Raw genomic sequence first — 19,777 nt, forward strand, 5'->3', positions numbered from 1 at the left:
AGAATAATATTGGCGATTATGACATCATCTTCTGTGGATAAGTCTGTTTATATAGTTGTTTTAAATCGAAGTGGATAACTGAAAAAGAACAAAAACTTTAAATTAAGCCTTTGTTTTATATGTAAATATATTCAGATCTACATGTATAACTATGATCCTTTCAGGATCACGCCATGTGGAAAACCTTCTTTTACAGAAAGCAATCGTTGCAGAATTATGTTCTATTTATAACCGCTCAAATAATACTCAGTCACCAGACAGAAAAAAAGCGACATCATGGATGTCGCCTAGCAAAAATAGGAGGAGGTTATCTCATTATCTGAGTACATCTAACCGACCAAAAAGCTATAAATACACTGGAAGCAATGTGAGCAATGTCGTGTCAAAAAGAACCAAGCTTGATTGAAATCTGGTCACTAGTGCGACTGAAGTAATCAGAACCTTTTTCCTTAGGACGAGTTAATAGTAATCATTCTCATTTAAATCGTCAACAACTAATTGAGAATTTTTCTCATTAAATTTTTATTACCATCACCCATATTCCATTTATTTATATTTTACAGATACTTAATGAACTTAATTCTGGTTTCAATCACTAACTGCTTCGGCTCACAATCATAGATAAAGTATCCATTTTTTATCAGCAGCCTTAACATGGATGGAAACTGATTACGCGATTTAACCGTAATGTGTTGGTAACCTTGTTGCTTCGCCCAGCGTTCTTGGTACTCCATCAGAACTTGAGCAACACCCTGTTTTCTTGCCACAGGAGAGACTCCGCCGAACCAGCTATAAAAATTAGCCTCATCTATCTGATAGCCAATTTTAAAGCCCAGCAAGACTCCCGCTTTTTCTGCCACTAATATCAGGTGCTTGTGGCCATTCAAGCGTGCTTGCAGGCTTTCGATGGTTTCTTTGTGAGCAAATTCCTCGATAAGTTCAACGATACTCACCACCTCTTCAAGCGTTCCTTCACGAACCAACATATCATTCACTCCTAACTGTTATTGGCAAAACCAAAAAAGCCGGTTTATACAACCGGCTTTTCACACTCAAGAATGTCGCTAATCTAAGCTAACTATTTCAAGAAGGTCTTTGCTTGACCATTTTCTTCAGCTAACCACTCCGCGACATCTTTAGCAAAGTAAGTAAGAATACCATCTGCGCCAGCACGCTTGAAGCAAAGCAAAGACTCTAAGACTGTCTCACGCTCTTTCAACCAGCCATTTTGAATCGCAGCTTTGTGCATCGCATATTCACCGGACACTTGATAAGCAAAAGTCGGCACTTGTAGCTCACTTCGTACACGACGCACCACATCCAAATAAGGCATACCTGGCTTCACCATTACCATATCTGCGCCTTCATTGATGTCCATTGCTACTTCATGCAAGGCTTCATCACTGTTAGCTGGATCCATTTGGTAGTTTTTCTTATTCCCGCCCTTCAAGTTCGAAGCGGAACCAACGGCATCTCGGAATGGACCGTAGTAATTTGACGCGTATTTTGCAGAGTAAGCCATGATCTGCGTGTGAATATAGCCAGCTTCTTCAAGCGCTTCACGAATTCGACCAATACGCCCATCCATCATGTCTGATGGGGCAACCACGTCCGCACCAGCTTCTGCATGAGATAACGCCTGTTTGACTAGTACTTCTGTCGTCTCATCATTTTGCACATAGCCGTCTTCATCGATGATGCCATCTTGACCATGCGTGGTAAACGGGTCGAGCGCCACATCGGTAATCACACCCATTTGGGGTACATTCTGTTTTAGTAGGCGCACTGCACGTTGCACCAAACCCTCTGGGTTGTGAGCCTCAGCTGCACAAAGACTTTTCGCGTCTTGGGTGACGACTGGGAAAAGAGCAATGGCAGGAACGCCAAGCTGAGCCAAATATTCCGCTTCTTCCAGCATCAAGTCTATAGATAGACGTTCAATACCCGGCATAGAATCTACCGTCTCTCTGCGGTTTTTCCCCATAAGAATAAACATTGGATAGATCAAATCATCCACCGACACTTTATTCTCCGCCATCAAACGTCGGCTGAAATCATGCTTGCGCATACGGCGCATACGTCGTGCTGGGAATTGACCTTGAATCGATACAGACACCTTTCTCTCCTTGTCTGGACAAATGCGAAAACCAAGCATATCACTCTTGTTTCATCATGCTAGTAGTAAAATTGGAAAATGCTAAATCAGAAACGATATACTCAACCTATTATTTGATCAGTGAAACTACAATGACGCGACTATGATAGATACACACGCTCACATCTACGCTACAGAATTTGATAACGATCGCGACGAGGTCGTACAACGAGCTCGCGCTGCAGGCATCGAACATATCCTGTTACCCAACATTGATTTAGAGTCTATTGAGCCCATGCTGGCCACCGAAGCCGCCTACCCAGAGGTGTGTCGCTCAATGATGGGACTTCACCCTTGCTACGTGGATGGCGACGTCGAGCAGACCTTAAAAACCATTTACTCTTGGTTTGATAAGCACAACTTTATCGCCGTTGGTGAAATAGGCATAGATCTGTATTGGGACAAGACCTATAAAGCGGAACAAGAACGCGCTTTTATTACCCAGCTAAACTGGGCAAAAGAGCTCGACTTGCCAGTTGTTGTTCATACCCGAGATTCAATTGAAGAAACCCTAGCTCTGCTAAAAGGTGAGCAAGATGGCAACCTTTCTGGCGTATTCCATTGTTTTGGCGGTAACTTGGATGAAGCCAAAGCCATTAATGACCTAGGCTTTCATCTTGGTCTTGGTGGCGTATCAACATTCAAAAACTCCGGCATGGACAAAGTGATACCAGAATTAGACTTAGGCTGGGTGATTCTTGAGACAGATTGTCCTTACCTAGCGCCTGTCCCACATCGTGGTAAACGAAATGAACCGGCTTACACTGAGTTAGTCTTAAAGCGTATCGCAGACGTTCGAACTATGAGTGAGCAGCAGATCTTGGACATCACTACACAAAATGCTAAATCACTATTTAAATTATAAATTGTTGTTTATTCATATCAAACCGTGACATTTCCTCACCTTTGAGATGGCACAATTGCATATCAAGAACATAAAGTTCGTGACTGTACAATATATCAACGATTCAACAATAAAAAATAGCGGCCAAAGTAGCCGCTATTTTTTATTGTTTTTGGATGCTTATGCGTCTTCTGCTTCAGACTCTTCCTCGTCATCTTTGCGAGTATAAAATCTTGCAAAGAACAACCCGACTTCAAACAGCAAACACATAGGTATGGCGAGCAAGGTTTGAGAAATCATATCTGGTGGCGTCAGCATCATACCGACAACAAACGCACCAACAATAATGTATGGTCGCTTCTGCTTGAGGCTGTCTACCGACGTCGCACCTGTCCAACACAATAAGATAATCGCGACAGGCACTTCAAAGGCAATACCAAACGCCAAGAAGAGTGCAAGTACAAAGTCGAGATAGCTCGAAATGTCCGTCGCAAATTCTACCCCTCCTAAGGAAATGGCAGTAAAGAAGCCAAACACTAGTGGGAATACAACAAAATACGCAAATGCCACACCACAGTAAAACAGCAGCGAGCTTGAGAACATCAATGGCATCACCAGCCGTCTTTCATGCTTATACAAACCAGGGGCAACAAACGCCCATACTTGATAAAGGATGAAAGGAACCGCAATAAAGATGGACGCAATGAGCGTCAATTTCAGTGGCGTAAAAAATGGCGAAGCAACGTCAGTTGCTATCATCGTTGCACCTTCAGGTAGTCGCTCTACCAAAGGCTTAGAAACGAAATCGTATATATCGCCGGAGAAATAAACCAAAGCCAGAAAAACCACTAACACAGCCGTAATCGCGCGTAGTAGTCGATTTCTTAGCTCAAGCAGGTGACTGATCAAAGGCTGTGTCTGTTCGACGCTAGACATGAAAACCTCGAATAAAATAAAAGTGCTAAGAGAAGGTTTATCTCATTGGCACTTTCGGAATGAAAACGATAAGGGCTGAAGCTCAGCCCTTATTAAGATCTTTTTCTGGAGACTCATTCTCAACAGGCTTTGCCACTTCAGCAGCTGGTGCTTCTGCACTGGCTTCCGATGTCGACGCTTTTGGTTTGTCACTCGCATAAGGACGAGTCACCTCTTGCGCGGCCTGTTTCAGTTCCTCCACCGAACTTTTCAGTTCAGGAGAGAGGTCTTCCATGCCCATTTTCTCAGCTTTTTTCAGGTTCTCTTGAAGCTCTTGCACCTTGAGTTCGTGTGAAAGCTCATCTTTGACATTATTTGCCATAGCCTTCGCAGAGCTGATAAAACGAGAAACACTTCGGATTGCAGTTGGTAGACGTTCTGGTCCTAGAACGACTAGACCAACTACTGAAATGAGTACCAGTTCCCAAAAACCGATATCAAACACGAATTATGCCTGCTCTTTATCTTTCTTCGCTTCTGTCGATGCGTCTGCTGTTTGCTTTTGCTCGATGTTCTTTGGCTCAAAATCAGCGTCTTTCGTGTCTGATTTCGCCGTTGTGTTGTCATCTTCACTCATGGCTTTCTTAAAGCCTTTCACCGCACCACCAAGATCGCCACCGATACCGCGTAATTTCTTAGTACCAAATAGCAAAACAACGATCACGGCAATAATAAGAAGTTGCCAAATACTAATACCACCCATTCTTTCTACCTCGGGTCTTGATTAACAAATAAAAAATTAATACGAGTTTATCGCTTAACGTCTGTAAGTACGCCAACTTAACAGCCAAAATGTGATACCAACAGTGCCTGACAATGCAGATAACTGCTGATATGGCCCTCCCAGTAATATGGCAGAGCATACGATTAAAGTTGCACCAACGCCAAACAAAAATTTACCTGTACCTTGTTGCCGTTTTGTTTCACGGTATCCTTGATACAGCATGTCCATGCGTTGATTCATAGCCTTACCTTGTTTAAGGCTATCGTACAGCAACTCTGGTAGTTCCGGTAACTTTTCTGCCCAAAACGGAGCGCGTTCTTTAATTCCGTTTATAACAGCTTGCGGCCCTACTTGGTTCGCCATCCATTTTTCTAAAAATGGTTTCGCCGTCTCCCATAAGTCTAGCTGCGGATAGAGCTGTCTGCCTAACCCCTCGACATAGAGCAAGGTCTTTTGCAGCAAGACAAGCTGGGGCTGTACTTCCATATTGAACCGGCGCGCGGTATTAAATAGATTCAGTAACACATGGCCGAAAGAGATTTCACACAAAGGTTTGGCAAAAATTGGCTCACACACCATGCGAATAGCAAACTCAAATTCATCGACGTTAGTATCGGTTGGCACCCAACCAGAGTCGACATGCAGCTCAGCCACCTTACGATAGTCACGGTTAAAGAAAGCAAGGAAGTTTTCCGCCAGATAACGTTTATCTTCGCTATTTAACGTGCCAACAATGCCGCAATCTAAGCCAATCCAAAGCGGATTCTCTGGGTGCTCATAGCTAACAAACACATTGCCTGGATGCATATCGGCATGGAAAAAACTGTCACGAAACACCTGAGTAAAGAATACGCTCACACCACGTTCCGCTAACAGCTTCATATTAGTGCCATTCGCTTCAAGTGTCGGAATATCAGACACTTGAATACCGTAGATTCGCTCAGAGACCATTAAGCTTTCGCTACTAAAGTCCGGCATAACCTCAGGAACATAAAGCTCTTCACTGCCTTCGAAGTTGCGACGCAATTGAATTGCATTGGCCGCTTCACGTCTTAAATCAAGCTCATCCAATAAGGTCTTTTCGTATTCGCGCACCACTTCAACAGGTTTTAACCTGCGAGCGTCAGGTAGAGCTTTCGACACTATCCTAGCCATGCGATACATCAGCTTAAGATCTGCATCAATGACAGGGCGAATATCTGGACGAATCACCTTCAAGACAACTTCTTGCCCAGAGTCTTTCAGCTTAGCAGTGTGAACCTGAGCAATTGAGGCCGATGCCAAAGGCTCAATATCAAAATCATCAAACCATTGTTCAATAGGGCCACCGAGAGCCAGTTCCATTTGCGACTTAGCTAAGTGTCCATCAAATGGCGACACTTGGTCTTGAAGTAGCGCAAGTTGATCAGCAATATGCGGAGGGAATAGATCCCGACGCGTTGACATCATTTGACCAAACTTAATCCATACTGGACCCAACTCTTGCAGTGCCAACCTAAGCCTTTCACCAAGCGGCTTGTCTGGATGTTTATTCTTCATCCAGAACAAAGATTTGCGTGCTAGCAACGGTGCTTTGGTGAGCTGATGCGTGGGCATCAACTCATCTAAGCCGTACTCAAGCTGAACCTTTATGATTCGATAAAGACGTTTGATTTCACTTGGAGTCATGCGCGCTCCGCCGATGCATCATTAGAATCATCGCTTGATGTCGCTTCAATTAAACGCTCCAAACGCACACTCAATCTATCTGCTTGGCTACGCACTTCATCAACGTCGTCACAAAATGCTGCTACCGCTAACGGTGGCGGAGCAATTTTCCACTCTTCCGTTAATACTTGACCAAAGTGGTCTTGGTGCTTTGCAGCTTGTGATGCGAAGAAGGAAAAGAGCCCTTTTGCTCCTTGAACCGCAGTATGTGCCACCACATCACCAGTTACACGGGATAACCACTCTTCTAGATCTGGTTTGCAATCGGTTAGCAGAGCAGAGAACTTCTGAGCCAGCTGAATGTCACCTTCCAATTGCAACTTATCCTGTTTGATAAGCTTGGTGATATTCGCCTGCTCTTTTAGTTCAGGAAGTACCGAAAGGTTTAAAGATAAATAACAGTCCGGCTCGCCCTCATAGTTGGAAAGGACATCCAACTGATGACTAAACACAAAAGTGAGTGACTTATTAAACTCACGCAAATGAACTTGAATAATCTGACCTTTAAGACGTGCAACGCGCTTAACCAACGCATCGTCATCTTTGATTAAGGTATTGAGCGTGGTTTCCACCACCGCGGTGACTAATGGGTCAAAGGGCATAGCTCAGTCCTTAGAATTTGTATCCACGGTGCAGCGCAACAATACCACCCGTTAGGTTGAAGTATTTGGTCTGCTCAAAGCCAGCGTCTTTCATCATGCCTTCCAGAGTCTCTTGATCTGGATGCATTCGAATAGATTCAGCAAGATAACGATAACTTTCTGCATCGTTCGCTACCAATTCACCCATTTTCGGCAACAGATGGAAAGAATACGCATCGTAAACTTTAGATAGAGGCTCAAGGATAGGTTTTGAAAACTCAAGTACCAGTAAGCGACCACCCGGCTTCAATACGCGATACATAGAACGCAGCGCCTTGTCTTTATCGGTCACGTTACGTAGACAGAAACTGATAGTAATACAGTCAAAGTAATTATCTGGGAATGGCAGCTCTTCAGCATTAGCCTGAACGTAATGAACGTTACCGACAATACCAGTATCACGCAATTTGTCGCGCCCCACATTCAACATGGAGTTGTTGATGTCAGCGAGAATCACATGACCTTTGTCACCAACGATACGAGAAAACTTAGCCGTCAGGTCACCAGTACCACCACCAAGGTCGAGGATACGTTGACCCGGTCTCGCACCACTGCAATCAATAGTAAAGCGCTTCCATAAGCGGTGAACACCACCAGACATCAAATCGTTCATGATGTCGTATTTTGCTGCTACCGAGTGAAATACCTCAGCAACTTTTGTCACTTTTTCTTCTTTCGCGACTGTTGTGAAACCAAAGTGTGTGGTTTCGTCTTGTTGATTAAGCTGATTTGATTGCACGTTACTATCCGTCATTATTCTTCCTCTTAGGCGGCGCAACATCACCTACGCCGCAGACGGTCAGTTTACTTTATCCATGTCTGGTTGTCTTTCCACCAACGCATCATTTTGTGCAATTTCTGTCAGAGAAGGAGAAATGGAGCGTTTCACTTCCACACCGAGTTGCTTAAAACTCTCCGCTTGACGGATCGCATTGCCCCTTCCGGTGGCCAATTTGTTCATTGCACCTTGATAACTTTGGTTCGCTTTATCGAGTGCGCCGCCCAGCCCTTCCATATCATCAACAAACAAACGCAACTTGTCGTAAAGCTTGCTCGCCTTGTCAGCAATCACCTGTGCATTCTGATTCTGGCGGTCGTTGCGCCAAAGGTTATCAATAGTACGCAGCGCCACCAGCAAGGTCGTCGGGCTGACCAAGATGATGTTGCTCTCCATCGCCTCTTTCACCAAACTCGGATCGGCTTGAATCGCCACTTGGAATGCAGGCTCTACCGGGATAAACATCAAGACGTAATCGAGCGAACGGATACCTTTTAGTTGATGGTAATCTTTTTGCGACAATCCTCGAATATGATTACGTAGCGCAATCAGATGATCACTCAATGCACGATCGCGTTCGGCGTCTGTCTCAGCATTAAAGTAGCGCTCATAGGCCACTAGCACCATTTTCGAGTCGATAACCACTTGCTTCTCTTGGGGAAGATGAACAATCACATCTGGCTGATATCGTTTACCCGCTTCATTTTGCAGGCTGACTTGGGTTTGATACTCGTGACCTTCACGCAGTCCTGATTCAGCCAGCACGCGCGCCAGAACCACCTCACCCCAGTTACCTTGCTGTTTATTATCACCTTTTAGCGCTTGGGTGAGGTTCATCGCCTCTTTGGTCATCTGATCGTTAAGACGTTGTAGGTTCTTTAGTTCATGAACCAAGGTATGGCGTTCTTTGGCTTCCTGACTGAAACTATCATTAACTTGCTTTTTAAACCCTTCCAACTGCTCTTTGAGTGGCGACAGGATGCCCTCTAAGCTTTGTCGGTTTTGTGCGTCAACCTTAGCCGTTTTGGCTTCAAACACTTGGTTGGCTAGACGTTCAAACTGCTCTTTTAAGCGCAATTCAGATTGCTGTAGAAGCTCAAGCTTTTCTTGGTCAGACCGCTGTTGTTGCTGATAAGTCGCTAACTGCTCACGCAGCTCGGCTTCAGACTGAGCCCGCTGCTGCTTCACATATTCAAGGTCAGTCGCATACTGCTGACGTTCTTGCTTCACCGCTTCAAAGTAACGCAACTTTTCCATTGCAGCCATGACTTTGCCATGCGCTTGCTTAAGCTCAAACGCCGATTTATCTCGTTCGTCATCCAGTTCGTCAAGCTCTTGCTTTGCGTCTTGAAGGTCGTGGCGTAAGCGTTCAATTTCTTGCTCTAAAGCGGTCTTTTCTAACTGCGCTTTTTGCTCAAACATCTGCTCCATCTGACGTGACTTAAAGTGCAGAATTGCAGCGGCGGAAAATCCGAGGCAAGTTGAAATAGAGGTGATTGAAAGTAGGAGGGTTTGGTTATCAATTATCCATTGCATTGTATACGTGCCATCAGCCTAGGTTCTATAGCTAATGGTAATTTATACTGGATAAATGTCCAGATATTTACAAGGCACGCCGCTTGATACGTGAGTTGATGATATCTTCGATAAGCTTCTGTTCACGCTTTGCTTTTTCGTAGTTTTGTTTTTTACTCCAACGATCCAGCACTTGCTCTAGTCCGTGCACTCTTGCCGCTTTTTGTTGCAGCTGTTTCTGAACCGACTGACACTGTGCTTCCATCACCGCTTGCTCATGCTTTTGATGATTCAGCATTTTTTGCAGCATTTGGTCAACAAGGTTAAGGTTCATCAACCCCATGCTATTGGTTTGATTTGAGCCACTGTGATTTAATGTTTTCAGTTCAGACAATGCCAGTAGCTGCTTAGCCAAATGCTCATTTTGGTGGCGCATAGATTCCAAACGCGCACCAATCTGATCACGTCGTAATTCCTCTACTTGGGTTATTTTACCGACTGCACGAATTTTACTGTCCATAGTTTTTGGTTAGCGTTTGGCTTCCTGCTTAATTAGGGTTTTGAAATAGCTGCGCCAACTCCGTTAACGATGTCTGAAAATCCACCGCATCATTGGCCGCTTGTAATAGATAGTTTTTGAGTTGAGGGTGCATCGCCACCGATTGGTCGAGTTCAGGGTCTTGGCCTGGCTGATAACCGCCTAAAGGAAGCAGCTCTTTCACTTGCAAATAGTTGGAATAAAGCTGACGAAATTGATTGGCTAGCGTACTGTGCGCTTCAGGAGTACATCCTGACATACAACGGCTGATCGACGCATTAATATCAATCGCCGGATAGTGTCCTTGCTCCGCCAATGAGCGAGAGAGTACCACATGCCCATCTAGAATTGCGCGGGCAGAATCCACCACAGGATCTTGTTGGTCATCCCCTTCTGCTAAAACCGTGTAAATGGCAGTCAAACTGCCATCGGGATGCTCACTGTTACCGGCACGCTCCAACAGCTGAGGCAAGACACTGAAAACCGAAGGTGGATATCCTCTTGATGCCGGAGGTTCACCTAATGCTAACGCAATTTCACGCTGCGCCATGGCATAGCGAGTTAAAGAATCCATTAGCAACAACACATCGTTGCCTTTATCCCGAAAATACTCGGCAACTCGATGACAAAGTAATGTGGCTCGTAAGCGCATTAATGGTGACTCATCCGCAGGAGCCGCAATAATAATGGCTTTCTTACGCGCTTCTGGCGTCAAATTACGTTCGATAAACTCACGCACCTCACGGCCACGCTCACCAATCAAGCCAACAACAATGACATCAGCTTCGGTGTTTTGAGTAATCATCCCCATCAACACACTTTTACCCACACCGCTACCTGCCATTAAACCAATGCGCTGACCCTTGCCGATAGTGAGTAAACCGTTGATCGCACGAACACCAACATCCAGTGGCGTATCAACGGGACGACGTTTTAATGGGTTTATTGGTTTCGGCTCTAAAGAGACACGATCGCCTCCTTTTAGCACCGCGCCATCATCCAATGCTTCACCAAGTCCATTCACCACACGCCCTAACCAATGGCTGCCCAAATTAACCGAGCTATCACCATCAAGCGGTATGACTTTGGCACCGGCAAATAATCCCCCCAACTGACGAACGGGCATGAGGTAGGCAATATTATGGTCAAAGCCCACCACTTGCGCTTCAATCATATCGCCTTCATCTGTCTCAACCAGACAACGTTGCTCAAGCTTAAATCGACACCCAACCGCTTGCAGCATTAAACCGTTTACCTTTACTAATCGACCTGTGACTCGCGCAACAGGTACTAGGTTAAGCGACGCAATCGCATCGTTTAGGCGGTCATGAAGTAGAGGGGAGGAAGCACTAGTCATCGTTACTCGCTAAATCAATAGGTGTCACTTCATCCAATAAGTGCTCTTTTACTGCATCCATACACGACTCCAATCGAGAGTCGCAACTGGCATCAGCTTCAGCATCTTCTGTCACCAAATGACAGCCACCAACGGGCAGTTCTGGTTTGGCAACTAACTTCCAACCGTCAGCTAACTCAGGGTTAATCTGGGTAATACGCTCTAGGTCTTGTGGGTTTAGGTGTACGGTGACCTTTTCAGTTTTACCCGGCATGGCCTCCAGTGTCTCATCGACTAATGCCAGAATTTGCTGAGGCATCAGCGTCAACTCAGCACGAATGACTTGCTGCGCCACTTTTTGCACCAACTCACAGATGATATGGCGTTGTTGCTGTTCTTTTTCTTCCTGCCAGCGAGACAGTGACACATAGATATCATTAACAGGTTTAACGGCATCAAGGAACGCTTGCTTGCCCGACTGTTCACCCGAGACAAAACCTTTTTGAAAGCCCTCTTTTTGACCTTCCAATAAACCCTGTTGCTTACCTTGTTCAATACCTTGGTTTAACCCTTCTCGATGACCACGCTCTAGCCCTTGTTGAAAGCCTTCTTCAAGGCGTTCCTGTACGTCGATTTGTGTCGGTGCGTCATCCCAACTGAGTTCAGCGGTAAACTCATCCACTGCTGAAGGTTGTGCCAATGGCGGGAAGCGGTGTTGTCTATAACCACTAGGTGGCAAGGTAAAAATCGCTTTTTCCTTCATGGCTTACTCCACTGTCTGCTCTTGGTATAGCGACAACTCGATCTCGCCCGCTTCCGATAGCTCTTTGATGATCTGCATAATGTCATTGCGAGCACGCTCAACCGCACTAACAGGCACCGCGCCGCGCAATTGCATATCGTCTTCCAGTGCTTTTACCATACGCTGTGGCATCGAACGTTTGATCGCTTGCTGCAAGGTAATTTCCGCCCCTTTTAACGCCACCGCCCAAAGCTCAATTGGTACTTGCTGAACTAACGTATCCATGGTGTCTTCACGCTGCCTACCTAGCACCATAAAGTCGAACATGTTCTCTTCAATTTCACTGACGACGTCTTCATCATGCAGTTTGAGCATTTCCATCAACATTGCTCGGTCACCCGAGAAACGGTTGATAATGTCGGCTACTTGTTTAACGCCAGACATAGGTGCACTTTGACTTACTGAGACCTGCTCAATACAGCGTTCTATTAATTCGTTAAGATCCGCTGCCACTTGATGGTCAATATCTTGTAAGCGAGCAATGCGATACAGCAACTCATCATGATAATCTGCAGGAAGGTAACTCAGTACCGCCGATGAGGTCTCTGGAGGTAAATACGCTAAGAATATAGCCTGCATCTGTGGGTGCTCTTTCGCTACAAATCTCGACAAGATCTCCGCATCAACCCATTGCAGTCGCTGCATGTTATTGCGAATTTCATCACCATACAGGTTGTTAAGTAATCCTTTAGCTAAATCATTACCTAGAGCTTTACGCAATGTGTTCGACAGGTATTCTTTTGAGGCGCCACGAATACCACTGTGTTGTCTAAAGTCTTCGAAGAAGTGTTGAATCACCCCTTTGGCATTATCACTTTTGATGCCACTTAGGCGTGCCATCGCTCGGGTGACACGCTGTGTTTCATCGCGAGAGAAATGACGCAGCACCTGAGCAGCGGCATCCTCCCCCATACCTAAAAGCACAAGAGCGGTTTTCTCAACATGACTAAGCGTTGCTGGCGTTGACTGTGCTGTTTTCATTCACATTTACCCATTGTTTAAGTACTTCCGCTACGCGCTCAGGCTCTTCATTGGCAATAAGCTGTAGATGTTTAAGTTGAATTTCCAACGGCGACCCTGGAGGGGGCAGCATGTCACTGCTAGCATCAAGACCTGAAGAGGTGGATTCTATGCCTTTCTCAGACAATCGACGATTCAGCATCTCTTCACGTTCGCGCTCTTCACGAGTCTGAATATTCTCTTGGTATTCCTCTTCTTGAGGCTCAGCGAATTCAAGTTCGTTGCCACGCTTGTCCGCTCCCGTTAGGTGCATAATCAATGGACGAAGTACAAAGAAGATCATCGCCATTCCGAGCATACCGCCAATGACATAACGCAGAGGCTGTTGCACTGTCGGGTCTTGCCACCACGGCATAGCCGGTGGCGCTTCGATTTCAATTGGGGTGAAGTTAAAGCTCATTAGACTCAAGCTGTCTCCACGATCGGCGGAGATACCTACAGCATCGGTGATCATCGTTGATATTTGTGCGCGTTCGGCTGGTGTCCATGCTGTACCATTTGGCGCAGCACTTTCATTAAGGAGTACAGAGACACTTAGCTTAGAGATTTGACCTTGCTGATATTGAGTACGGCGCACGCTGCTGCCTACCGCGTACTGACGATTTAGCTCACTGCGTGCATTGGTATTTTGACTATCATTGGTTGGCACTTCACCTGTCACTGGCGGTTGGTTACTCAGAGAGCCCGGAATACCAAGTGCTATTTTATCAATGGTATTGTTCTGAATGCTGTGCTCGTTGCGCACCACCGGATTAGTGTCGAGGATTTCTTGCGTTTCTTCCACTCGACTGAAGTCCATATCCGCCGCAACCTGGACACGATAGTTACTCGGACCTACAATCGGCGTAAGCATATCTGCCGCACGTTGAATGATCTGCTTTTCAACGTTCTTTTGATATTCCAGATATTTCGCATTGACCTTACCTGCTTCTGCCGAGCCAACATCGGCACTCAACAGACGGCCATATTGGTCAATAACCGAAACAAACTCTGGTTTCATTCCCGTTACGCTACCCACCACCAAGTTGATGATGGCTTCGACTTGGTCGGGTTTCAGATCTTCGCCCGGCTTAAGCTCAATCATCACCGACGCCGACGGCTCTTCACCTTGTTGGCGAACAAACAATGTCTGTCTTGGAATGGCTAAGTGAACACGAGCATTAGAGATGGCATTAAGAGAAATGATGGTGCGTACTAGTTCACCTTCGAGTCCATGACGGTAACGGGCATTTTCCATGAACTGGCTCGTTCCCAAAGAGCTGTCTTCTTTGAGTGAGTCCAATCCGGTTGGCAGTTGAGCTTTAACACCCTTCGCCGCCAATAACATACGGATTTTCGCCACTTGACCTTCTGCGACTAACACTTGACCGTTCTGCTCTTGCAGTCGATAGGCAATACCTTCGGACTCTAATACCGAGACAATTTCACCAATATCAAAACGTTCTTGTTGGCTGTATAGCGGACGATAACTTTGCGAAGAACTCCACAGCGCCACCACAATAATGGCTGCAACAATAGCAGCCAGTACTGCTGACAATACCAAGTTACGCTGCGAGCTTGACCACAGCTGCTTCACCTTGGCGTTGATATCGTTCATATTCGATGAGTTTGCTGTTTTGGGGGCAACATCGATTGGTCCCGCTGCCGCCACAGTTTGAGGTGCTAATTCTGACATGTTCTACACCGGCATCTTCATAATATCTTCAAAGGAAGCAACTACCTTGTTGCGAACTTGCATTAGAGCAGAAAACGATAAGCTCGCTTTCTGGCTAGCAATCATGGCTCCAACAAGATCATCACTCTCCCCAGTCTCTACTGCTGTGATTTTCTGTGATGCCGTAGATTGATGCTGGTTCACCATATCAAGCACATTTTTCATTGCACCAGAAAATGCCATCGGTTCATTAACCTTGTTCACATCGATTGGGTTATTGGACACCACAAAATCAGGCTGCACGTGCTGCTGCATTACCTGCATTTTTGTCAGCATTAATTGCTCTGCGGATAACGCGTTATTTATAGGTTGCATCGCCATCAAATTTCTCCTTTACGCAGCCGAGCCAATGGCTGACTGTAGATCGATTCCTTGCTCTCGCATCGCAGCTAATTTGTAGCGCAGTGCTCGCGTAGAAACCCCTAGAGCGTCCGCCGTTTTAGTTCGGTTTCCGCCAAATTGACGTAGTTTTTCTAAGATAAATTGGAATTCCGCCTGCTTTTTGACTTCCACGTGCCCCATTAGGTTTTCATTGGACACCACAGGATTAAAAGCAGGGATCTCAATCGGCAACATCAAGTCGTGAGCCGTAATATAGTCGCCGTGGCGCATGACGAGCGCACGTTGAATCACGTTCTCTAATTCACGAATATTGCCGGGCCAGTGGTATTGACTAAGCGCTTGCTGCGCATCCTCAGATAAGTAGCAATTGGCTTGCTCTTTGTATTTATTAATAAAGAATTGGCTAATAGGTAGGATGTCATCTTTGCGATCACGAAGTGGCGGCCAATGCAGCGGCAATACGTCTAAGCGGTAATACAAGTCTTCTCTAAACGTCCCTTTTTGAACCTCTTCGCGAAGATCTTTATTAGTGGCCGCAATCACTCGAATATCTAAAGCAATCGACTTATGGCTACCCACACGCTCTACTTCTCTCTCCTGAAGCACTCGCAATAACTTAGCTTGAACGGCTGGTGACATTTCGCCAATTTCGTCTAACAAAATTGTGCCACCGTTAGCTTCTTCAAACTTACCGGTTTGTGAACACGTCGCGCCGGTAAATGCTCCTTTCACATGACCAAACAGGACCGCTTCTAACATGGACTCAGGAATAGCGGCACAGTTAACGGCTACAAAAGGCTGCTGTGCGCGAGGCGATTGATCATGGACGTAACGAGCGAGTACTTCTTTGCCGGTACCCGATTCCCCAGTAATCAACACACTAGCACTGGTGCACGCCGCACGGTGCGCCAATTGCAAAACTTGTTTGCTCCGCCAAGATTCCGCCACAATATTGGCCATTGGCTTCTCTAGCGCTTCAACGCGACGAATCAAGTTGACCAGTTGCGCTGCTTCAAATGGACGCAGCAAGTAATCTGTCGCCCCCGCCTTCATCGCTTCTGCAGCTAATATACCTTGGTCTTGTTCGACAATGGCAATGGCGACACCAGGGTTAGCTTTTCGCTGATGACAGGCAATCCACTCACGAATACTCATATCGGGCAGATTGGAGCTGACTAAACTGATGGAGCTTGAAGCGGTTAACAACGCCGAACGACCAGTTCGAACATGATTTACGCTAAAGCCCTGCTCCGTTAATAGGTCGATAATAGGTTGAGCGTTTTGCTCACAAGGCTCAACGTAGAGAATATCCTTTTTCATTTACTGAACCTCCGTCTTCAGATCCGTTGAAGACGCTGTGTTGGTGGAAGGGTGACGAACCACTCGAACCGTAACTCGGCGGTTCTTAGCTTGACCAAACTCAGTCTCATTGCTGCTCACTGGGTAACGGGCACCATGGGCTCGTACTTCGATCAGTTTGGCTGGCGTCCCTAACTCAGTGAGTACACTGGCGACGTCATCGGCTCGTACTCGTGACACCTGTAGGTTGCTCAATGACGAACCAACATTATCCGTGTGTCCATCCACTAGCACTTTTGATATGTGGCCATCTGCTTTGATATAGCTGGCTAATGATTGCAGTGTTTGACGCTGTTCACTGGTGACCACTCGTTGGCCAAAATCAAACTTCAACACCACGTCTCTCGCTTGGCTGTAGTTCATTTCAGGTAATTTGGAGCGGCACTGATTGAAGCTAAAGTACGCCGATTCAATTCGAGTGGAAGGTAAAACAAAGGCATCACCTACTTGATTAGCAGCTTGCATAGAGCTCACTCTGATCCAAGCCCCACGAGTGGTGGCTGCTAATAAAGCATCAATATCCACATCAAAGATGGCGTAGCCACGCGTTGTTTTCGCAGCATCATCAATCATGGTGTGTTGCACTGGGGTATGCCATGGTGCCGACAGTTGAAATAGCTGTGCTTGTTTGATGTTATTGTTAGGTAAATGCAGAACTGCCGACAATTGGTTATTAGGTTCCGCATGGAAGTAAAACTTCCCCCTATTATTTGGCAAGGTCTGAACAAGCTGGCACTCAAATTCTCCCTCTACAAATTGCCAATTAACCAAATCCATCGGAATATTTACTTCCGCTGCGTGTGAGATCTTAATCCCAAAAAACATCCCCATTAATAACGCCAATGGATACATCTTATTAACAGCGAAAGTGTGAATTTGTATTTTACATTCTCTTGACCGAGAAAAATCTCGACATAATGAGAAATAATATTTTTTAACTAAGCCATAGATCATATTGCTGTCCATCTATATCTCTTTCACATAATACATAGAAGCCTACTTTCATATGAGAGAGACGTTTTATAAAATCCCTTGATAGGCGTTATAAAACATAAATTTAGATAAAATACTCACTCTGATTATTGCTATACAAGGGCTATGCGCATTATTTAGTCGCTATTTTGCCCATGAAATATAATTATTATTTAATTAAGCTACCTGTATTTATTTTATATTTAAAGATGCTTTATATAGCGAAAACAAACATATGAACCAAGTTCACAAATTTACATTAGAGGGCTAAAAATAAATAAAAAAACCAGAGTAGACTGACGAAAAATGACGCTTTGTTATTAAATAGCAACACATAATTACAAATGAAACCCCACTCAGATTACGTTTGGTAAAGATATGGATATGCAAAAAACAGAGATGCCTGAACAGGTGCAAACTCTTAATGTAGAATTATTAGGTAAACCCATTCATATCATTCGCAATAAGCTCGAAGAGTTATTGATTAACTCATGCCAACAGCTAAGCCTTGAACTACAAGCTTGGTTAAAAACACAACAAGTGTTAGTCGAATTGGACCATGTTTCGCTTACTGAACTACCACAAACTAACGTAGATGCCACCAGTGTTTCAGTCCTCAAACACAACGATGACGGCATGCTCTATGTGTCGATGGAACCCACCATGCTAATGCGCTTATCTGACCAATTTTATAGCACTAGCATGGAACGCAGCGGCGGGGAGCTCACTAATAGCGACTTGCGATTATTACAGCGCATTGCCAAGTGCGCCTCACAGTGGATAGCGCCAGAAACCACATGGAAGCAACATGAATTCGAGGTTATTCCGGGCATTGGTATTGCTGCCAAGCTATCCATTTATGTGCGTAACCAACAAGCTCTATTGGCCGTCACATTAGATAGTGCTCTGATTCAAACGCTGATCGACGAACTGGAACTAACACCCAACCCACACATGGCAAGTGACTTCAATCATGCTTTGCACAAAACCCCGGTCCGCTTAAACGTTCAATTGAGTAAGACCGTGTTGCCTTTGACACAAGTACTCAAACTCAAAGCCGACGACATTCTCCCTATTGAACTGCTCAATAACGCTCCAGTGAACATTGGTAAAGAGACCCTATTCACAGGGCGCGTGGCAGAGCAAGAGGGGCAACTTGTTTTAATTTTAAATGATGATAAGGAAACCAACCGATGAGCGATTCGCCAGAACAAAGTGTCTTCGACGGTGACGAACTGCGCTTCGATGACTTTCAACTTGAGGACTTTGATACCGACGCCCCAATGGCCGCTCCAGTTCAATCTGAGCGAGATATTAGCTTCTTCAAAAATATCCCCGTCACTGTGACGCTTGAAGTCGCCAGCAAAGAGGTCGCACTGGGCGATCTGATGTCTGCTGGTGAGGGCAGTATTATCGAACTTGATAAGCTAAATGGCGAACCGTTGGATGTGAAGGTGAATGGTTCTCTAATGGGGCATGCCGAAGTCGTCGTCGTCAATGAAAAGTACGGCCTGAGACTAATTGATGTCGTTGATTCTGCGCTCACTTCTATGGGTAAGTAGCTCGTGAAACTGCGTTTAGCTGGTATCGCTTATCCTTCGAACCTACGCCTGCTCCTCATAGGCCTGGTCATCGTCATGCTCGGTTTGTTTGCTCATCCCGCTTTAGCGGATAACGGGCTGACTTTTCTGACCGTTAACGATGGTCAATCAGAACAAGAATACAGCGTAAAGCTGCAAATATTGCTCTTGATGACAGCTTTGAGCTTTTTACCTGCGTTCATTTTGATGGCCACCAGCTTCACTCGCATCATTGTCGTGTTAGCGATTTTACGTCAGGCTCTGGGCTTACAACAAAGTCCCCCCAACCGAGTATTAATCGGTATTGCACTCAGTCTGAGCATCCTCATCATGCGGCCCGTTTGGAGCGATGTGTATGAGCACGCTTTCGTTCCTTATGACCAAGGCGAAATCACTTTGATGCAAGCTTTTGCTACCGCAGAAAAGCCGGTACGCAATTTTATGCTCGCACAAACACAACGTAATTCACTCGAACAAATGCTGCGCATTGCGAACGAGCCAGTGGATTCAAAAGTGGAGGACATTTCCTTTGCTATTGTTCTTCCAGCCTTTGTGATCAGTGAGCTGAAAACCGCGTTTCAGATCGGCTTCATGTTGTTTATTCCTTTTTTAATCATAGATTTGGTAGTCGCAAGTGTCTTGATGGCAATGGGTATGATGATGCTTTCGCCATTGATTGTCTCATTACCATTTAAATTGGTGGTGTTCGTTTTGGTTGATGGTTGGGCGATGACAGTCGGAACCCTATCCGCCAGCTTTGGCAGTGGATGAGAGC

At 45.5% G+C, this 19,777-nt stretch carries 21 protein-coding genes; 4 read left to right on the forward strand and 17 right to left on the reverse strand.

Annotated elements, in window-relative coordinates; genetic code table 11:
- Positions 1-557: 557 nt before the first annotated feature.
- On the reverse strand, positions 558-986 hold the full coding sequence (locus OH456_RS22785) for a GNAT family N-acetyltransferase (protein WP_006072197.1): 429 nt from the start codon (positions 984-986) through the stop codon (positions 558-560).
- 92 nt (positions 987-1,078) lie between these two features.
- Complete coding sequence (hemB, locus tag OH456_RS22790; protein WP_006072195.1) at positions 1,079-2,116, reverse strand: porphobilinogen synthase; 1,038 nt, start codon at positions 2,114-2,116, stop codon at positions 1,079-1,081.
- 142 nt (positions 2,117-2,258) lie between these two features.
- Here hemB and OH456_RS22795 point away from each other — a divergent pair, with 142 nt between their 5' ends.
- Entirely contained in the window at positions 2,259-3,020 is a 762-nt protein-coding gene (locus OH456_RS22795) for a TatD family hydrolase (protein ID WP_006072193.1), read from the forward strand.
- 159 nt (positions 3,021-3,179) lie between these two features.
- On the opposite strand, the gene tatC is transcribed toward OH456_RS22795, so the two are convergent.
- From tatC to OH456_RS22870, 15 genes are all read right to left on the reverse strand, one after another.
- Positions 3,180-3,935 carry a twin-arginine translocase subunit TatC gene (gene tatC / locus OH456_RS22800; RefSeq protein ID WP_006072191.1) on the reverse strand — a complete coding sequence of 252 codons (756 nt, stop codon included), beginning with the start codon at positions 3,933-3,935 and terminating at the stop codon, positions 3,180-3,182.
- A gap of 82 nt (positions 3,936-4,017) precedes the next feature.
- Positions 4,018-4,419, reverse strand: a complete 402-nt coding sequence (tatB, locus tag OH456_RS22805) for a Sec-independent protein translocase protein TatB (RefSeq protein ID WP_006072189.1) — start codon at positions 4,417-4,419, stop codon at positions 4,018-4,020.
- Between the two features lie 3 nt (positions 4,420-4,422).
- A complete protein-coding gene (gene tatA, locus OH456_RS22810) occupies positions 4,423-4,677 on the reverse strand; it encodes a Sec-independent protein translocase subunit TatA (RefSeq protein ID WP_006072188.1) in 255 nt (84 codons plus the stop codon).
- 54 nt (positions 4,678-4,731) lie between these two features.
- Positions 4,732-6,366 (reverse strand): ubiquinone biosynthesis regulatory protein kinase UbiB, encoded by a 1,635-nt coding sequence (gene ubiB, locus OH456_RS22815; protein ID WP_270034306.1) that lies wholly within the window; start codon positions 6,364-6,366, stop codon positions 4,732-4,734.
- Positions 6,363-7,007, reverse strand: coding sequence for a ubiquinone biosynthesis accessory factor UbiJ (locus tag OH456_RS22820; RefSeq protein WP_006072185.1), 645 nt, complete (start codon positions 7,005-7,007; stop codon positions 6,363-6,365). The genes ubiB and OH456_RS22820 overlap by 4 nt, the downstream gene beginning before the upstream one ends.
- A gap of 10 nt (positions 7,008-7,017) precedes the next feature.
- On the reverse strand, positions 7,018-7,800 hold the full coding sequence (ubiE, locus tag OH456_RS22825; protein ID WP_006072183.1) for a bifunctional demethylmenaquinone methyltransferase/2-methoxy-6-polyprenyl-1,4-benzoquinol methylase UbiE: 783 nt from the start codon (positions 7,798-7,800) through the stop codon (positions 7,018-7,020).
- Between the two features lie 45 nt (positions 7,801-7,845).
- Positions 7,846-9,255: a DNA recombination protein RmuC gene (gene rmuC / locus OH456_RS22830; protein WP_006072182.1), complete on the reverse strand. Its 1,410-nt coding sequence runs from the start codon at positions 9,253-9,255 to the stop codon at positions 7,846-7,848.
- A gap of 172 nt (positions 9,256-9,427) precedes the next feature.
- The gene (gene fliJ, locus OH456_RS22835; RefSeq protein WP_062462583.1) at positions 9,428-9,859 is read right to left on the reverse strand and encodes a flagellar export protein FliJ; all 432 of its coding nucleotides are present in this window, start codon (positions 9,857-9,859) and stop codon (positions 9,428-9,430) included.
- 28 nt (positions 9,860-9,887) lie between these two features.
- The gene (gene fliI, locus OH456_RS22840) at positions 9,888-11,234 is read right to left on the reverse strand and encodes a flagellar protein export ATPase FliI (protein ID WP_270034307.1); all 1,347 of its coding nucleotides are present in this window, start codon (positions 11,232-11,234) and stop codon (positions 9,888-9,890) included.
- Positions 11,227-11,976, reverse strand: coding sequence for a flagellar assembly protein FliH (gene fliH, locus OH456_RS22845; protein WP_006072177.1), 750 nt, complete (start codon positions 11,974-11,976; stop codon positions 11,227-11,229). The genes fliI and fliH overlap by 8 nt, the downstream gene beginning before the upstream one ends.
- Positions 11,977-11,979: 3 nt before the next feature.
- The gene (locus OH456_RS22850) at positions 11,980-12,996 is read right to left on the reverse strand and encodes a flagellar motor switch protein FliG (RefSeq protein WP_006072174.1); all 1,017 of its coding nucleotides are present in this window, start codon (positions 12,994-12,996) and stop codon (positions 11,980-11,982) included.
- Positions 12,962-14,710, reverse strand: a complete 1,749-nt coding sequence (gene fliF / locus OH456_RS22855; protein WP_006072171.1) for a flagellar basal-body MS-ring/collar protein FliF — start codon at positions 14,708-14,710, stop codon at positions 12,962-12,964. Before fliF ends, OH456_RS22850 begins: the two co-directional genes overlap by 35 nt.
- A 3-nt stretch (positions 14,711-14,713) precedes the next feature.
- Positions 14,714-15,070: a flagellar hook-basal body complex protein FliE gene (fliE, locus tag OH456_RS22860; protein ID WP_006072170.1), complete on the reverse strand. Its 357-nt coding sequence runs from the start codon at positions 15,068-15,070 to the stop codon at positions 14,714-14,716.
- A gap of 12 nt (positions 15,071-15,082) precedes the next feature.
- Positions 15,083-16,411, reverse strand: coding sequence for a sigma-54-dependent transcriptional regulator (locus OH456_RS22865; protein ID WP_270034308.1), 1,329 nt, complete (start codon positions 16,409-16,411; stop codon positions 15,083-15,085).
- Positions 16,412-17,281, reverse strand: coding sequence for a MotY family protein (locus OH456_RS22870; RefSeq protein ID WP_240207323.1), 870 nt, complete (start codon positions 17,279-17,281; stop codon positions 16,412-16,414).
- Between the two features lie 519 nt (positions 17,282-17,800).
- Between OH456_RS22870 and OH456_RS22875 the strand changes: the two genes are divergently transcribed.
- From OH456_RS22875 to fliP, 3 genes are all read left to right on the forward strand, one after another.
- Complete coding sequence (locus OH456_RS22875) at positions 17,801-18,619, forward strand: FliM/FliN family flagellar motor switch protein (RefSeq protein WP_236111286.1); 819 nt, start codon at positions 17,801-17,803, stop codon at positions 18,617-18,619.
- A complete protein-coding gene (fliN, locus tag OH456_RS22880) occupies positions 18,616-18,984 on the forward strand; it encodes a flagellar motor switch protein FliN (protein WP_006072162.1) in 369 nt (122 codons plus the stop codon). Before OH456_RS22875 ends, fliN begins: the two co-directional genes overlap by 4 nt.
- A gap of 75 nt (positions 18,985-19,059) precedes the next feature.
- Positions 19,060-19,773 (forward strand): flagellar type III secretion system pore protein FliP, encoded by a 714-nt coding sequence (gene fliP, locus OH456_RS22885; protein WP_050798619.1) that lies wholly within the window; start codon positions 19,060-19,062, stop codon positions 19,771-19,773.
- The last annotated feature ends 4 nt before the right edge of the window (positions 19,774-19,777 follow it).

Source organism: Vibrio sp. La 4.2.2 (assembly GCF_027586995.1).
Classification (GTDB): domain Bacteria; phylum Pseudomonadota; class Gammaproteobacteria; order Enterobacterales; family Vibrionaceae; genus Vibrio; species Vibrio mediterranei.

Excerpts from the sequence above, each read along its gene's own strand:
- OH456_RS22785 (WP_006072197.1), bottom strand. The coding sequence starts at position 986 with ATGTTGGTTCGTGAAGGAACGCTTGAAGAGGTGGTGAGTATCGTTGAA.
- OH456_RS22795 (WP_006072193.1), top strand. The coding sequence starts at position 2,259 with ATGATAGATACACACGCTCACATCTACGCTACAGAATTTGATAACGAT.
- tatC (WP_006072191.1), bottom strand. The coding sequence starts at position 3,935 with ATGTCTAGCGTCGAACAGACACAGCCTTTGATCAGTCACCTGCTTGAG.
- tatA (WP_006072188.1), bottom strand. The coding sequence starts at position 4,677 with ATGGGTGGTATTAGTATTTGGCAACTTCTTATTATTGCCGTGATCGTT.
- ubiB (WP_270034306.1), bottom strand. The coding sequence starts at position 6,366 with ATGACTCCAAGTGAAATCAAACGTCTTTATCGAATCATAAAGGTTCAG.
- OH456_RS22820 (WP_006072185.1), bottom strand. The coding sequence starts at position 7,007 with ATGCCCTTTGACCCATTAGTCACCGCGGTGGTGGAAACCACGCTCAAT.
- ubiE (WP_006072183.1), bottom strand. The coding sequence starts at position 7,800 with ATGACGGATAGTAACGTGCAATCAAATCAGCTTAATCAACAAGACGAA.
- rmuC (WP_006072182.1), bottom strand. The coding sequence starts at position 9,255 with ATGGAGCAGATGTTTGAGCAAAAAGCGCAGTTAGAAAAGACCGCTTTA.
- fliJ (WP_062462583.1), bottom strand. The coding sequence starts at position 9,859 with ATGGACAGTAAAATTCGTGCAGTCGGTAAAATAACCCAAGTAGAGGAA.
- fliI (WP_270034307.1), bottom strand. The coding sequence starts at position 11,234 with ATGACTAGTGCTTCCTCCCCTCTACTTCATGACCGCCTAAACGATGCG.
- fliH (WP_006072177.1), bottom strand. The coding sequence starts at position 11,976 with ATGAAGGAAAAAGCGATTTTTACCTTGCCACCTAGTGGTTATAGACAA.
- OH456_RS22850 (WP_006072174.1), bottom strand. The coding sequence starts at position 12,996 with ATGAAAACAGCACAGTCAACGCCAGCAACGCTTAGTCATGTTGAGAAA.
- fliF (WP_006072171.1), bottom strand. The coding sequence starts at position 14,710 with ATGTCAGAATTAGCACCTCAAACTGTGGCGGCAGCGGGACCAATCGAT.
- fliE (WP_006072170.1), bottom strand. The coding sequence starts at position 15,070 with ATGGCGATGCAACCTATAAATAACGCGTTATCCGCAGAGCAATTAATG.
- OH456_RS22865 (WP_270034308.1), bottom strand. The coding sequence starts at position 16,411 with ATGAAAAAGGATATTCTCTACGTTGAGCCTTGTGAGCAAAACGCTCAA.
- OH456_RS22870 (WP_240207323.1), bottom strand. The coding sequence starts at position 17,281 with ATGGGGATGTTTTTTGGGATTAAGATCTCACACGCAGCGGAAGTAAAT.
- OH456_RS22875 (WP_236111286.1), top strand. The coding sequence starts at position 17,801 with ATGGATATGCAAAAAACAGAGATGCCTGAACAGGTGCAAACTCTTAAT.
- fliN (WP_006072162.1), top strand. The coding sequence starts at position 18,616 with ATGAGCGATTCGCCAGAACAAAGTGTCTTCGACGGTGACGAACTGCGC.
- fliP (WP_050798619.1), top strand. The coding sequence starts at position 19,060 with ATGCTCGGTTTGTTTGCTCATCCCGCTTTAGCGGATAACGGGCTGACT.